Origin of the sequence: Bradyrhizobium sp., from assembly GCF_022844465.1 — a bacterium.
Lineage (GTDB): Bacteria > Pseudomonadota > Alphaproteobacteria > Rhizobiales > Xanthobacteraceae > Bradyrhizobium.
The window spans coordinates 1,261,267-1,275,796 of the sequence record NZ_JALHLP010000001.1; the positions used below are offsets into that span (position 1 = coordinate 1,261,267).

Sequence of the window (14,530 nt, forward strand, 5' to 3'; positions counted from 1 at the left end):
AACCGGGTACAGCCGAACAATCGTAGAGAATTCATGCCCTACAAGCTCTTGATCGTCGATGACAGCAAGCTCGCCCGGATGTCCGCGGCCAAGGCGTTGAACGCCCTCTATCCCGACTGGACCCGTCTTGAAGCGGCGAACGCCGAGGAGGCGCTCTCCCTAGCCCGGGAAACCGCGTTCGACATTGCTCTGCTCGACTTCAATATGCCAGGTCGCGACGGCCTCCAGTTGGCCTCCGATCTGCTGGCGCTTCGGCCCTCCACTCCCCTCGCCGTCGTTTCCGCCAACCATCAGGAGGAGATCGTCGAGCGCGCCCGGCGCATTGGAGCCATGTTTCTCTTCAAACCCTTGAACGAACAAGCACTAGGTGCTTTTCTCCAGGACGCGGTGCGACGGCTCGAACGGGGCAATGCATGAGTTCAGCGCCTTCTGAACTTCTTACCGAACTGCAACTCGACGCGCTCATCGAGTTGGTGAACATCGGCGTCAGCCGGGCCGCCACCAGCCTCAGGGAAATGGTGGGCGAACAGGTCCATCTTTCAGTGCCGAATGTCTCGCTGGAGACCCGCGCGCGGGCGATTGCGATCCTAACCAAACGCGAGGACTCCAACCTCGTCGCCGTTCACCAGATCTTCGAGGGCGATATCACCGGCCGGGCGCTCCTGATCTTTCCTGAGACAAAGAGTCTCGAACTCGTCCGCGCGATTACCGGAGGCGATCTTCCGCTCGAAGACATCATCGAGCTGGAGCAGGAGGCGTTGGCCGAGACGGGCAATATTCTCCTGAACAGTTGTCTGGCTACCATCGCCAACATGCTTCAGCGCAGCCTGAAGATGTCGCTGCCCGAAGTGTTGCGCGGCAACGCGGCGACTTTCTTCGGCCTGGCGCCGCCGCCTGAGGCCGGTGATGTCGTGATGTTCCTCTTCATCAACTTCGAGGTTCGCAAGCGCGACATCAGCGGCTACATCGCCCTGATCATGGATCTTCCTTCCCTCACCGCCCTGAAGCATCTGCTGGACGAATTCATCGAACGAGAGATGGGCGAAACGACGCAACTTCACAATGATTCGGCTTGAGCGCGACCAGTTTGCAGCGGTCTTCGATGCCATGGACTCTGGCGTTGTCGTGCTGGGTGGCGACCAGCGGGTAATCTACTGGAACTACTGGTTTGCCTCCGCCAGCGACATTTCTCCCGAACAGGCGATCGGAAAGACAATGCCGAAGCTCTTCCCGGGAAGCTCGCTCGGCCGCTTGATGAGGTCCATCTCGGAAGCTCTCACCTTGGGCTCATCCGCCTTCCTGACCCATTCGCTCAACCCGAATTTGCTGCCGCTTCGGACCCGCGCCGGCCTGCCGCTGGTCCACAACGTTTCGGTCCGGCCATTCGGGCAACGATCCTATTCACACTGCTTGCTCCAGATAACCGACGTCACCGGCGCCTCCCATCGCGAGCAGGTCCTCCGGGAGCGGCAAAACGCACGCTACGACGCCGTTGTTGAAGGTGCCTCGGACATCATCCTCACCCTGGATGCGAACGGCATCGTCCAATCCGTCAATCCTGCGGCAATTCACGAAACCCGATTTGAGCGGTCCGAATTGGTGGGGCGCCCGTTGGGGCAACTCTTCGAGCAACCGCGGCAATGGGAGGACCTCTGGCACACGATCCTCACTGGCGACACATCGGTACGTCCTGTGGAACTGGTAGCGAGGCGCAAGGATGGTTCGCGAACGTTCCTCGACGTTTCCGCATCACGATGGCTGAGCGAGGGCCGCGTTTTCATCACCGCCATTCTGCGCGACATGAACGAGCGCCATGTCGCGGAAGAAGCTCTCCGTGAACTAAACCTCAGCCTGGAGCAACGCGTCGCCGAACGTACACAGGAACGCGACCGGATCTGGCAGGTCAGCCTTGACATGCTTGGAGTGGCGACCGCCGACGGCATATGGATCAGCATCAACCCTGCCTGGACGAAGATCCTCGGCTGGGTTCCGGAAGAAATCCTGGGGAAGACATCTGAATGGCTTGAGCATCCCGACGACTGCCGAAAAATGCGCAACGCAGTGGTTCGGCTGGCGGCACCGGGGCAGACGTCGGATTTCGAAAGCAGCTTCCGCACCTGCGGGGGAGACTATCGGGTTCTGTCGTGGACTGCAGTCAATGTCGAGGGACTGCTCTATTGTGTGGCGCGCGATATTACAGAGCATCGCCGCCAGCAGGACGCGCTCGACAAGGCCGAAGACGCCCTGAGGCAGGCTCAGAAGATGGAGGCGGTCGGCCAGCTTACCGGCGGGCTGGCGCATGACTTCAACAATCTGCTGACCGGGATTTCCGGCTCACTTGAACTATTGCAGATCCGCATTTCGCAAGGACGATACAAGGACGTGGAGCGCTATATATCCACGGCACAGGGGGCGGCCAATCGTGCCGCCGCGCTGACGCATCGACTGCTGGCCTTCTCCCGGCGCCAAACCCTCGACCCCAAAGCGACCGACGTCGGCCGCCTCGTCGCCGGGATGACGGACCTCATCAACAATACGGTCGGCCCCGGGATCGAGTTGGCAACCGACAATGCGCCCGATCTGTGGACCACGCGCGTAGACTCGAACCAGCTCGAAAACGCGCTGCTCAACCTCTGCATCAACGCGCGCGATGCGATGCCGCACGGCGGTCTACTCGGGATCAAGACTGTCAACCGCGTTTTGGACAGTGCCGAGGCATTTCAGATGGAGATGCGAGCTGGTGAATACGTCTGCTTGTCCGTATCCGACACCGGAACGGGCATGAGCGAGGAGGTCGTCCAGAGGGCATTCGATCCGTTCTATACGACTAAGCCCCTGGGTCAGGGCACCGGCCTCGGCCTTTCGATGATCTATGGTTTCGCCAAGCAATCGGGTGGTCAGGTACTTATCGAGTCGGCTCTGGGTCGCGGCACGACGATCTGCCTTTTCCTCCCGCGGCACTCCGAGGCGGCGAATGCCTCAGACGACGCGGCCGATTTCGCGTCGACGCCGCGCGCCAGAGCAGGTGAGACGGTGCTCATCGTCGACGACGAGCCATCGGTTCGAATGCTGGTCTCCGAGGTACTTGCCGAGCTTGGATATGCGGCTATCGAATCTAAAGACGGTGCGAGCGCACTAATGGTCTTGCGATCCGAGACGCGCATCGACCTGCTCGTCACGGACGTGGGCCTGCCCGGCGGGATGAACGGGCGGCAGCTTGCGGATTTTGGCCGAACAGCGCGACCCGATCTCAAGGTGCTCTTCATTACCGGGTATGCCGAGAAAGCGGCGATGGGAGATGTCGGACTGGCTGCGGGGATGGCAATTCTCACAAAACCCTTCGCGATGGATGGGCTGGCTACCCGCATCAACGAGCTCCTATACTAGCTTAAGCCGCGTTGCTGTCCGAAAATGCCCGCCCGCAAAGTCCCGCGTTCATTTTACGAGAACGCCCGAGACCGATTGGCGGCGGGTCCGGCTCTTCAGCGACATTCGTGTAGAAGGCGAGTGCGGGATCGAGGCTGTTGGTCCCGATCGTGGGATCAAACAGAGCTTCGCAAAGCCGCGTTTTTCCGACGCCTGAGAGACCAACCAAGCGCACAACCTGTCCGGGCGGGCGCAAAACATCACGAATACGGTTGATGCCATCAATGGCCTTCAGTCCGTCGCCCTCATTCTCGCCGCCTGTCTTGATGCGGGCTTCGTCATCAAAGAGGTAGGAATTCTCAACACCACCCGGCGCGCGCGACCAAGAGCCGAAGGATTGCCACCCTGGGATTGATTTGCCGATCAGGGACCGGACCCACGGGATAAGACCGGGATGATCGCGAAGCCAGGTTGCAATGCGATTGCGGTCATAGAAATCGAGCGCGAGCTTGGAAGCGTCGGTGATACTCTCAACCGCTTCCGCCATCGCTTTTTTGCGGTTCTTGAGCGCTGAATGAGCCGTGGACCCGGTCGCACTTACGATGATGTATGCGCCCGACGCCTTTGCAAGATCGACGATGACAGGGCGCACCACCCCGTCAAGCTTCATCTCGTCAAGGATTTCTCCGCGGGGCATGTCAGGCTTCTTAACCTGAAATCCCGTCTCGGGACGCGGGATGAAGCCGTCGGTGCTTGCGCCAGCCGGTAGACCCACATGCACGTCAAGGCCGCCGTCCTTGGCCGTTTGGCTGCCGCCCCATGTCACGTGCGAGACAGAGTGACCCTGCCGGCGCAGCTCGGCTTCGCATAGCCGCCCAATCAGCGCACGCAGGTCCGTGTCATTCAGGAGGGCAATATCGTCCCCGGTGATTTCAAACATGATTCGAAGCTAGGTAAGCCGCCGAACGTCGTCAATCACTGATTGAAAGCCACTTTGGATGCCACGAGCCGGGCGATGTGCTGCGCAGGCCGGATGCCCCCTACGTCAGAATTTCCTGAAGGACGTGCAGCGCAAGTCGGTTGGAACTGGATGTCACGTCATAACCGACCGGTGGCGCGATGGCTGCCCCGATCCGCTCCATTTCACTTGCGAAGAATGCGCGATGTTTCACCCGGCCTTTGCTGCTCCCGCCCGCAAGGGCGAGAAGCGAAATTGCCGCAGATTCAGACGGGGCGCCCTCGACCGCCTCGATCATCCTGTCCCCGATATCGGGGTCCCGCTCGATCCGCCGCAGCAAGGACGGTGTCCAATAGGCGCAATTCCAAAAGATGGTTTCATGTTTTGCTTCTTCCAAAAGCCAGAATAGCGCATCGATGATCTTGTCTGCCGTACTAACGGCCGACAGAACCTTGAAGGCTGCCGCAAGTTCAACCGCCCGTGGGGAACCGCGCTCCTTCAGCAGGTTTACGATATCGGGCTGATGCCTTCTCAAAGTGACTTCGGCCAAGGCCGCTGCGGCGCACGAGCGGGTGGGGTCTTCCTCAAAGCATTCGACGACCTGCCGCAAAAGCGCGGGCTGGTTCGAAAACTGATCGGCGAACAAATCCGCCGCCACCATGGCCGCCCAGGTGTCCGCATTGGTCTGGCCGTAGCCCTTCGCATGCGTCAGCACAATCGGCATGATCAGCTCACGCAGGCGATCGCTTTCCGGACGAAACCGGGCCACCACCTCGACATGGTCGTATTTCTTCACATGATGTGCCGTCGGAATCGTCGCCGTCAGCAACTCGAAGACATGATCGGCGTTTTCGATTCCGGGATTGAGAACGGAAAGACTCGTCTCTGCTGAAAGCTCCAACCGTTCCAGAACTTCATTGTCACCGCCGAGAGCCATTGCAAAACGCTTCCAGAGCGGAAGCAGCCGCCGAAAATACCGATCATCCTTGCTCATCAAGGAAAGAGATCCGATCCGGATCGAGCGCGACTGTCCCTGGCGGTCCTTGGCCGTTGAAAATGCTTCGAGCCTGTCCGCCATGCCAAGCCCGATCACGCCAGCCGCCCGCCGGTGCTCATATTCAGGTCCGATGGCGTCGAGTTCCTCGACGAGATAGGCTTCCTTGTCTTTATCGAAACTGCCCTTGGCGATGTTCACTTCAGACCAGCCCATGATGGCTGTTCCGCATGCCGCACCATCGGTATCAAACCGCGCGCGATTGAGCAGCGCGAGCGCAGGGTCGCTTGATTGCGCTGCCGCTTCCACATGGTTGACCAATGTCAGCCGGGCAGTCGTGGGAAGCGGAGCCACGACACCGAGGATACGCGCGCACATACCGGGATCATTGCCGAAATTGTGCGAGATCGCTCCGATATTCCCGTCACGCCGCCGGAGTTCGGCAATTGCGAGTTCACGTATTTCCGGGCGGGATGGAAACGTGTGGATCAGCTCGCGCCGCCACATATCGGGGTAGAGTGATTGCTCGGTCAATGAGTCAGCTTCATAGCACGCCCTGAAGAGTTCTTCGTCGTCCGGCGCCACGCCAAGCTTCCTGACGCCCGTGACCAGTATCTCGGTCCGCTCAGGCCGGCTAGCAAAGGCCCGGAGAATCCCTGCGCGGATGGCGGCCTTGTCGTCGATCACATCAGGGAGATATTCGGCTACATAGGCGATCTTTTCGGCGGGCCCGTCGAGCACGGCTTGGAACGCGGCCATTACCTCGGGATCGGCTTTCCCCATCCGTCCACCAGGCCGTGCGCTGACCAGAAGGCCATCGTGTCTCTTTCTTTCAGCGACGAAAGCAGCGCTTTTTTCACGAATGGTAAAGGAAGCGCCTTGCTGATCCGGTACGCCACGTGCTCGGCAAAACGCTCTTTGCTGAGGTAAGATTCGATCAGCGCGATGTTTTCGGCCGACCATGTCACCTTCTCGGTCAGAATATTCGAGTGCGCGAAGAGATCGCGGAAGGCGTAGTCGCGCGACAGTATCTGCGACAGCGTCGGGTTAATCAACTCGTGTGTCGGATCGACGACGATCAAGCTGCCGACGAGAGAGGTTTGGTCGCGGTTGCGCGCCCCGTTGGCGAGCCCCTGTTCGACGTGAGCGATGACCTTCGTCTTGTATTTATTTCCGAAGTAGCTAACGAGGTCGGGCGCAAAAACCTCGCTCGAAAAGCGTTCTTCCCGTCCGAACGCCATCGGCGCAAATATCTCGAGATCGGTGAGGTCAGCCTCGTCCCTTGCCGCTCGGATTCGAATGGCCTCAGTCTGGATTCTGTTATCCCCACTCTCCCTCAAGTTCTCGGCCACCGCAGCCACATCGGCATCCCCCTTCCAGCCCAGGCCAAGCGCAACCAGCGCAGCCTGAACGGTGTCCACCGATCGCGGCGCTCGCAATAACTGTAGCAACGCATCTTTCGTGCCTTGATCGCCGCCCGCGAATTCGGCCAGGACTTGCGCGCTCTCCCTCCAGACATAATTGTTTTCGCCCGCAATGGTCCGAAGCAAATAAGGCATGCACGCCGCCCGCATGGCCTTATCCCATTGACGCATTCCCCGGACCGCGCCCGCACGCTCTGAGCCGTGAAAATCCGGAATCCATTCGGTGAGCTTTTGACCGCATTGGGCGAATAGCGATTGCGAAAATAGCCCATCGGTAATGGAGGATAACAACTGCCGCTGCCGGGCGCCCCAGGCGAAGAGTTCCGCCTCGTTGAAAAGCTTGCCGGCAAGGCGTCGCACGGTCGGCAGGTCATGCGAGAAGTCCGCGAATACAGCTTCGGTTAACAGAGCATCGCGGACGGACCGCTCGGCAACATCGGTCGCGGGAGCCTCTTCAATGGCCGTCAGCAATTGCCCCACTTCCTGCTCGTTCGTCTCCAGATAAAGAAGATAAAGGATCGGCTCGCTCCATGTTGGTTGCGCAGCGCGGCCCTTGATGAAATCAATCCGTTCGGCAAGTGAGGATTGATCGACTTTGCGGGCGACGAGGTATTCCTGCAGGAGTCGATGCAGGAAGCCGATCGTGTCCGGTGCTTTCTTGACCAGCAGCCCGGCACTTTCCTCGCTGAATGAGAACACAGTGCGCGCCGCCTCTTCAGCCAGGTCGAGATTGGGATTGCCGGTGCGGGCCATGATGATTTTTGCCGCCCTTTCGACTGCGTCCGTTTCAAGGCCGCCATCGGCTACGGAACCAAGCAACTCACCCGCATGGAGCCCGTACGCAAAGTCTTCGAGAAGCCTGTCGCGAAGCCTAGTATCGAGCGGAGCCGCTTTGGTTTCGACCGAATCCTTGGCACGACGCTTGGGCTGGTGCTCCAGGAGCTGGTCAACGATCTCCCTGCTGGCTTCAAAGCGGTTGCGCGGAAGAACGCGACCGGCGCGGTGCAGTTTGAGCAGCGCCACGAGAAACAGCGGCGTAAATGAAAGACGCGCGATACCGGCATTCTTGGCGAGTGCGGTGACAAACGTCTTTGCACGATGCTGCGCCTGCGTTTCGACGACGGCGGTTGCTGCATTGGAGCCAAGATCGCTTCGCTCCAATATCCGATACCAAAGTAGCGCCAACGCATCCCGCTTCGTCTCTGACAATGGTGCCAGTCGCACCCGCGTCCAGTTTCCACCTATTCCACTTAATGTCCGCAACCCGTGTGGTCTCGACGTGGCGATCACGGGGACGTTGTGTGTTTCCGCGAACGTCGTAAGCCCGGCCAACACACTGTCCGGCGCGACGTTACCCCGGGCTTCGTCGAGGCCGTCGACGAGGAGGATAATCTTCCCGGTCGCAAGCACCCGCTTCATGTCATTGGCAAGAGCAACATCGTTCTGCGCGGAAATGAATCCGTAGACGACATCTTCCAACGGCGGAGGGTGGTCCTTGCCCTCGGCCATTCGAGCCCATAGCGCAAACGGGACCCAAACGGGAATGTAACCGGCATAGTGGTTGCGAACCGCTTCAATATCAGGCGTGTCAGATAAGATATCCAGCGCCAGGAACCGAAGCAGCGTCGTTTTTCCGACCCCCGCATCCGCCGTGATGACAGACCGCTTCTCGTTCGCCATGAACTGATCGACGGAGAGCAGCCGTTCTCGTGTGCGTGGCGCTTGCGCCTGCACCGCCGGGCCGGCTGCACCACGGTTGGTATCCATTGTCTGGATACTGGCGTCATCCCTCGTCGGCGGAGCCGTTGGACTGAGCGCGTCGGGCTCCGTCTCGATAACCCCCATGTCCATCACGAGATCTGGCAACACGTAACGCTGCGAGAGCTTGGGCGCCGGAATCGGTCGGCCGTCCTTGTCCTGACCCGCTATGGGCAAACCCGGGTCCACGGTCGCAATCCATGCGCTGTAAAAATCGCGAAGCCGAACGCGCAAGGCCTCGACGTCAAACCGGGATAACCGGTTTGAGAGCGCCGCTGCTGCCTCTGGGCCGCAGACCGCGTCAACCCATGGTCTACCGAAGAAGTCGTCGATGATTTGTGGTTCGCCGCGCAACTGCTCCGTCAGTTCTGAGTTGCCAACCGGCTCGAACGCAATTCCCTTCGCGTGGAGGGCCGTTCTTGCCGCCTCCATCGCATCAATGGCCTTGGGGGTCCTCGTTGATCGGGCACGCGAGCGCAAGCACAAACCGCGTCGCTTGCGCGGCCCATTCATGCTGGAGAAAATAATTTATCGCGTTTTTAACCTGGATAGGCCCGAACTTTTTATGGCGCTTGCTCTGCCAGACTTCGAACGTGCCGTCCTTCATGCGCACGAGGACATCGATGCCGCGTTGCGCATGCCCAGGACCGCCATAACACCAGGCCTTTTCAACCGTGCCGCCACGTTCAGCGAGCTTGCGGCACAGTCGCTCGAAATTCTCCCATGGAATGCCGAGCAGCGGTAGGGCATCGACTTTGGCCTGAATAGGAGGCGCGGGCCGCGCGCCGACCGGGTCCGCCGTAAGCCAGCGCGGATTTTCCTCGCGATCAGGCAGCAAGGCATTCGGTTTCGGCTTTCGGGCTGGTTTCTTCGACATGGTACCGATCAGGCACGGCTCAATGGCAAATCAAATCACCACCACCCTGGATGACGACTCAAGTGGCGCTTTCATAGGGCACCCTTTGTACGCCGGATGTCTCATTGTTTCGGCCACAAGCATGAGCGCCGGGTCCGGCGCGGCGAAATCTAATCGCAACTGTCGCCCTCGTGCAGAATCCCCCCGACAAATCCCCATTTCCGCTGGGGGCAAGCAAACTTGCCCAATCAGAGTGCCGTGGTCGGGCGGCAGTACCGATCGAACCAGTCTCCGCCAATAGTCTCCGCGAAACGGGAGTTTTTCGGGAAACGGCGGGAGACTTTCCGCCATTTCGCCCCGGAGGTTGGGAGACCGGGAGTCTGGAGACCGAGCCGAACGCTGAAAAAGCCGGGATTTCCGGGCCTGTGAGGCACAGGTTGCAAACTATCGCCAGTCGCAGGACTGCCTGGCTGGCGACGCAGTGGAGATCGCGCCCGTCTCCACACAAATTCCCTGCTAACAGGGAATTTTACAGGGAATTTTACGATTCCAGGGTGCAGACGGCAGATTTGGTAGCAAGAAAACCCTCTGCTGCAGCCGTTTATCGAGCAATTCCCTATGCAAACTAACAGGGAAAATATTCCGAAGAACAGGGACTTCTTGGCAAGGTAACAGAGAATTTTCGGTATCTGCGTAAGCGTCCATTTCTCGCACGCTTGTTTCTTCGCGGTTCGTACGCGATATGTTCTCACCGACAATTTTGCAGGTGGAGGGCGGGCTGTCGTCAGTTCGAGAACGCTACGCGACTCTTTTTGGCGGGCTGACCTGCCCCTGCACAGTTCCTCCACGCGGAGTTAGAATCTGGCCTTCTGTGAGCGGTCGGCTGGCGTTCTAATCGATTCTCCTTTCTTCGATGATCTGGCGGGCCAGCTGAGCTCGACGAACAGGTTCTCGTTCAGGCACTCGCACCGCCGTCCGTTGAAGCGCTCGACAAAACCATTTTGCATGGCTTCCCGGGTGGAATGTAGTGGGCTCGGCGTCAGCCCCTTGGCGTGCGTGATCCAGCACATGGCGCCAACCTCATTCACGTCTCTGGGATCTTGAAGCGCAAACTGCGCGAGCCGATCGAGATGACATCTCCGTCGGACAATACCACGCTGACGATTCTGTGGCCATTGACAAGCGTGCCATTGGCGCTCGACTGATCGGTTATGGAGAAGGCCAGATCCCCGATCTGCTGCACCATGGCGTGCCAACGCCCGACGGTCGGTTCATTGATAACGAGATCGTTCTCAGGGCTGCGCCCGATGCGCAGGAACGGCGCCGTGAGTGGATAGTGTCTGCCGCCCTCCGGGTCCTCGAGAACTGCGGCCGAGCCAATGGGTTGAGGTAGCCGCACCGCTCTGCTTCGTGTCCCGGCGAGGGCGGCGCCGAGCAGCGCGAAGATCATGCCGCCGGCCGCAACGACGCTCATCGCATGCGCGCGCCAGAGATAGGCAGCCGTGTCGTGGGTGGAGGCGGCCGCGATATCCGCGGACGCGGCGATGTCGAGCCGGCCGTCGCCGTAATGGATCACAGCCCGAAGCTCGCTCTCCGAATCCCACATGAACTTGCGCGCGCCATCGAGCGGGAAGCGAACCTGGGCACCGCTGTTGAGCAGCGCGAAGGGATCGCCGAGGAAGGTCGCTATGCCCTTGTCGTCCACGAGTTGGCCCGCGGTCGATTCGGCGAGCAGCGCCAGCGCCGGCAGATCGGCGGAGCGTCCGGGCGCGATCAGGAAGTAAAGCGAGACGCCGAGCGACTGCGCCAACGTTGCCACGTCACCCAGTGCGACCGCGCCGTCATTGTGGCCGTCGGTAAGAACGAATACGGCGCGGCGGTCGGCTTCGAGCGCGGCCAACGTGCGGATCGATGAAACAAGCGCACCGGACAGGTTGGCCTCTTCATCGAGCGGCGGAACGGCGGCGAGCAGCGCCAGCGTCTCCCTTGGGTCGTTTCCCGTCGGCACGAGCAAATGCCCTTCGAGCGCATAGACGGCGAAGCCGAGCTGAACGTGGGTCGGCTTGCGGGCGGCGAGTAGTAGCATCGCCTGCTTGAAGCGCTCGATCTGCTCTTCACGCTGCGGGCCGCTGACATCGAGCAGCGCGATCGCCGCGACCGCCTGACCCGCGCCGGGATAGGGTTCGACCGTCGGAACGCCGAGCGGGCGGCCGTTATACGTCGCCGTAACCTGATCGATCGGACGGGTGGGCTTGCGCAGGAACCGCCAGCGCATCAGGGCTTCGCTGCCGATGATGGTCAGCTCGGCGAGGATGCCGTCTTGCGCCTTGACCATCGGCGCATCGGCAGCGCACGCCTGCGGGGCAACCGCAGCAGCGACGGATATGGCGAGCGCGAGCCGCCTCATTGCTGCGGCATCATAATGACCGGCGGTGTCCGCGAGAAGCTGTCACTCGGAAACTGCTGCGGGAGGTCGAACAGCGACTTGAACTCGCTCAAGTGCTTGTACATGTCGTAATCCTCCCGGATATTGCGGCCGAGGCGATCGAGATTGGGACGAAAAGTGTCCTGGCGCCTGAGATCGATCGAATCCTTGACGAAAAAACCCTGCTCGACAGCCTCCTTGGCCTTCAAGATGGCGTCGCCGGTGTCTTTGGCGGCGGGAATGGTGCCGACCTTGGCAGCATTGCCGGCATAGTCGAGATAGCTCGTTGCCTTGTCGCGCAAAGTGGTGGCGTCGCTGGCACGCTTGAGCGCCTCGGCCGCCTTGGCCGCGGCCTCGACCTGACTGCCATAGGGGCCGAAAGTCTTGGCGGCGTTGGTCACGCCGTCGCGCGCATGCTGCCAGACCTTGTCGTAATTGCCGCCCTGCGCTTCGTAATAAGCCGCCGACATGTCAGCGCTGGTCTGAACGATGCTGAGAACCTGATCGGCGCTCTTGAGACCCTTCATGACCTGCGCAGAGATCGGGAATGCGCCGGACTCACCGCGATTTCCCATCAGCTTGCCGGCACGGTTGGCGATGTCGATCGCGGTCGCGCCCGCTTGGGTCACATCGCGCGTGAGCTGCACTTCGGCTTTGGCGGTCGCCACGAGGTCCCCGCCGCGGCGCGCCGCTTGCACGTCGGCGATGCTGCTGGCGATCTTGAGCGCGGAATCGACCCCCTCGCCCACGCCCTTGCTGACCTTGAGCGCCGTCGTCTCCTCGGCCTTGCCGGACTGTGGGGTGGTCCAGCCGCGGAAACGGTCGATGCCCGGAATGCCGTGGTTCAGCCGCGAGGTCTCCTCGACCGCCTTGTGCAGATCGCGCGCGAACTGCGCCTGATTGGCTGTGGTTTTGATCTGCTCGTCGGATGTCTTTGGCTGGGTGGCTGCGGGCATCGGCGAGGCCGCCGAGCCTGCTCCTCCACCGCCGCCGCCGGGCGTGGAAGTTATCGAGCCACCCGCAAAGCCGGGCAAGGACCCACCCGCGCCCGCGGGCGCATGAGTGAACGGCACTGCCGGAGCGGCCGGCGGCGAAGGAAGCAACTCGCTGGCGACCTTGACGCCCTGATCGGCGACGCCGCGCACCGTGGTGTAGAACTTGGCCAGCGGCACACCGCGTGCGGCGAACCCGTAACCGACCATGTCGACGAGATTGACGACGGCAAGCCCGCCACCGCCAATGACGCCTTGCAACGCCGCACGGTCGCGCTCGTGAATATATTTGACGTACTCCTTCTTCAGATCGTCGTATGTGGCCATGCGCGCGAGGGACTGCTGGCGATAATAGCCCTCATTGTCGGCGAGCTTGCCCATAATGTCGCGCGCGCGCCCGAGATTGTCGCGATTGGCTGCGGGCAGGCTGGCGAGCGTGGTCTCCTTGCGCAGGATGGCGAGGCCATCGGCGCGGGCTTGCTCCCAATCGACCGCGCGGGCTTGCTCGCGCAAATTCGCCATCAGAGGACGCGCTGGGGGAGACGCCGCCACTAGCGGTGAAGATGACCTCGGCTCTGTCGGTGACGATGCCGGCGCGGCAGCGGAATGAGACTCGCTTTGTAAGGCACCCGGTGGCTCGGCTTGCGGCGGCGACAACCTCGCGATTGCAGGCGGCGCGACGGGAGGTTGAGCCGTAAGCGGCGGTGGCGATAGCGGCGGCGTGGCCGTCGTCGTGCTAACACCGACGGGGCTCGAGGGGGGCGTCGGCGGCACCACGGGCGGCTGGATGCCGAGCGATTGGGCCAGCGTCGGAAAATCGAGCTTAGCGAACAGATTGACGCGCAGGCGCGGCGGCGACCCGGCCACAGGCGCGCTGGATGATGAGGACACGGGCGTCCCGGATACGCCGGACGGACCGGCCGCGCTCGCTGCGGCCACACCCGATGAAGACACCGACGATCCACTGGAATTCGACGACGCGCCCGCGGCACTCGACGATGCTGACGCGCTGGCGCCTTGACTGCTAGCAAGCTGGCCGCTCATGTCGCCCGACGACTGCGTTCCGCCTGATGCTCCGCTATGCGACGGGCTGCCGACATTTGACGTCGCGCTTTGCGACGAGCTCGCCGGGGTGTTGCCCGGCGTGCCCAACGCGGCGCTTGCCGATGGCCGAGTCGCTACCGACGCGCTGACGCCGGCTTGCTGTGATCCACCTTGCGCCGGCGCGCCGGACGCCGAGCCGCCGCCGACAGCCCGTTGCGTGACGGTGCCGCTTGCTGAATTTCCGGCTGCCACATTTCCGCTGGCCGGATTTCCCGCAGACTGATGGCCGCTCGTATCGTTTCCGGCACCGATGCCGCCCGACGCCGAGCCGGGAGTCGTCGAAGTGCTGCCACCCATGCGCGAGGCGCCGATGCCGGAGGCGTTCTCATGAGGACCGCTGCCGGACTGCTGCGCGCGCCTGGCTGACCGCTGCGTATCGCCAGCGGGGGCTCCGCCTTGCGCGGCGTTGCCAGGCGTTGATCCTGACGCGCTGCTTCCCGGTGCCGCGACGCCGTCCGCGCCGGATGATGGCGCATCACCGCCGCCGGCGCCGCCGCGACGATCGGCAATACCATCCCCACGCACCGTGCCGGGCGCGGCACTGGTCATCGCGACGCGGCCCGACGATGCCGAGGTGCCGATCAGCGACGAGCCAGAGCCGTCTGCATCGGTCGCGCGCGCGGCACCTCCGCGTCCGACGCCGCTGCCACTAC

General features: G+C 61.7%; 9 protein-coding genes. 3 read left to right on the forward strand and 6 right to left on the reverse strand.

Annotated elements, in window-relative coordinates; translation table 11 throughout:
- The first annotated feature begins 33 nt into the window (after nucleotides 1-33).
- Genes Q0D31_RS05980 through Q0D31_RS05995 form a run of 3 tightly spaced genes read left to right on the forward strand, consistent with a single transcriptional unit; the run spans nucleotide 34 to nucleotide 3,387 of the window.
- A complete protein-coding gene (locus tag Q0D31_RS05980; protein WP_291846449.1) occupies nucleotides 34-417 on the forward strand; it encodes a response regulator in 384 nt (127 codons plus the stop codon).
- On the forward strand, nucleotides 414-1,076 hold the full coding sequence (locus Q0D31_RS05985; RefSeq protein WP_291846452.1) for a chemotaxis protein CheC: 663 nt from the start codon (nucleotides 414-416) through the stop codon (nucleotides 1,074-1,076). Before Q0D31_RS05980 ends, Q0D31_RS05985 begins: the two co-directional genes overlap by 4 nt.
- On the forward strand, nucleotides 1,063-3,387 hold the full coding sequence (locus Q0D31_RS05995; RefSeq protein WP_366518498.1) for a PAS domain S-box protein: 2,325 nt from the start codon (nucleotides 1,063-1,065) through the stop codon (nucleotides 3,385-3,387). Before Q0D31_RS05985 ends, Q0D31_RS05995 begins: the two co-directional genes overlap by 14 nt.
- A gap of 1 nt (nucleotide 3,388) precedes the next feature.
- Here the strand turns inward: Q0D31_RS05995 and Q0D31_RS06000 are convergent, their stop codons facing one another.
- The 6 genes from Q0D31_RS06000 to Q0D31_RS06025 form a co-directional block, all read right to left on the reverse strand.
- Nucleotides 3,389-4,306 carry a hypothetical protein gene (locus Q0D31_RS06000; RefSeq protein WP_291846455.1) on the reverse strand — a complete coding sequence of 306 codons (918 nt, stop codon included), beginning with the start codon at nucleotides 4,304-4,306 and terminating at the stop codon, nucleotides 3,389-3,391.
- 100 nt (nucleotides 4,307-4,406) lie between these two features.
- Nucleotides 4,407-6,101: a hypothetical protein gene (locus Q0D31_RS06005; RefSeq protein WP_291846457.1), complete on the reverse strand. Its 1,695-nt coding sequence runs from the start codon at nucleotides 6,099-6,101 to the stop codon at nucleotides 4,407-4,409.
- Entirely contained in the window at nucleotides 6,077-8,932 is a 2,856-nt protein-coding gene (locus Q0D31_RS06010) for an NACHT domain-containing protein (protein ID WP_291846459.1), read from the reverse strand. The genes Q0D31_RS06005 and Q0D31_RS06010 overlap by 25 nt, the downstream gene beginning before the upstream one ends.
- Before the next feature lie 4 nt (nucleotides 8,933-8,936).
- Entirely contained in the window at nucleotides 8,937-9,377 is a 441-nt protein-coding gene (locus Q0D31_RS06015) for a hypothetical protein (RefSeq protein ID WP_291846461.1), read from the reverse strand.
- 1,063 nt (nucleotides 9,378-10,440) lie between these two features.
- The gene (locus tag Q0D31_RS06020) at nucleotides 10,441-11,763 is read right to left on the reverse strand and encodes an FHA domain-containing protein (RefSeq protein WP_291846463.1); all 1,323 of its coding nucleotides are present in this window, start codon (nucleotides 11,761-11,763) and stop codon (nucleotides 10,441-10,443) included.
- Nucleotides 11,760-13,817 carry a hypothetical protein gene (locus Q0D31_RS06025; RefSeq protein ID WP_291846468.1) on the reverse strand — a complete coding sequence of 686 codons (2,058 nt, stop codon included), beginning with the start codon at nucleotides 13,815-13,817 and terminating at the stop codon, nucleotides 11,760-11,762. Before Q0D31_RS06025 ends, Q0D31_RS06020 begins: the two co-directional genes overlap by 4 nt.
- Nucleotides 13,818-14,530 lie beyond the last annotated feature (713 nt).

Bases quoted from the DNA above. Each gene is read 5' to 3' on its own strand.
- Q0D31_RS06005 (WP_291846457.1), bottom strand. From the start codon at position 6,101: ATGGGGAAAGCCGATCCCGAGGTAATGGCCGCGTTCCAAGCCGTGCTC.
- Q0D31_RS06025 (WP_291846468.1), bottom strand. From the start codon at position 13,817: ATGAGCGGCCAGCTTGCTAGCAGTCAAGGCGCCAGCGCGTCAGCATCG.
- Q0D31_RS05980 (WP_291846449.1), top strand. From the start codon at position 34: ATGCCCTACAAGCTCTTGATCGTCGATGACAGCAAGCTCGCCCGGATG.
- Q0D31_RS06015 (WP_291846461.1), bottom strand. From the start codon at position 9,377: ATGTCGAAGAAACCAGCCCGAAAGCCGAAACCGAATGCCTTGCTGCCT.
- Q0D31_RS05985 (WP_291846452.1), top strand. From the start codon at position 414: ATGAGTTCAGCGCCTTCTGAACTTCTTACCGAACTGCAACTCGACGCG.
- Q0D31_RS06020 (WP_291846463.1), bottom strand. From the start codon at position 11,763: ATGAGGCGGCTCGCGCTCGCCATATCCGTCGCTGCTGCGGTTGCCCCG.
- Q0D31_RS05995 (WP_366518498.1), top strand. From the start codon at position 1,063: ATGATTCGGCTTGAGCGCGACCAGTTTGCAGCGGTCTTCGATGCCATG.
- Q0D31_RS06010 (WP_291846459.1), bottom strand. From the start codon at position 8,932: ATGGAGGCGGCAAGAACGGCCCTCCACGCGAAGGGAATTGCGTTCGAG.
- Q0D31_RS06000 (WP_291846455.1), bottom strand. From the start codon at position 4,306: ATGTTTGAAATCACCGGGGACGATATTGCCCTCCTGAATGACACGGAC.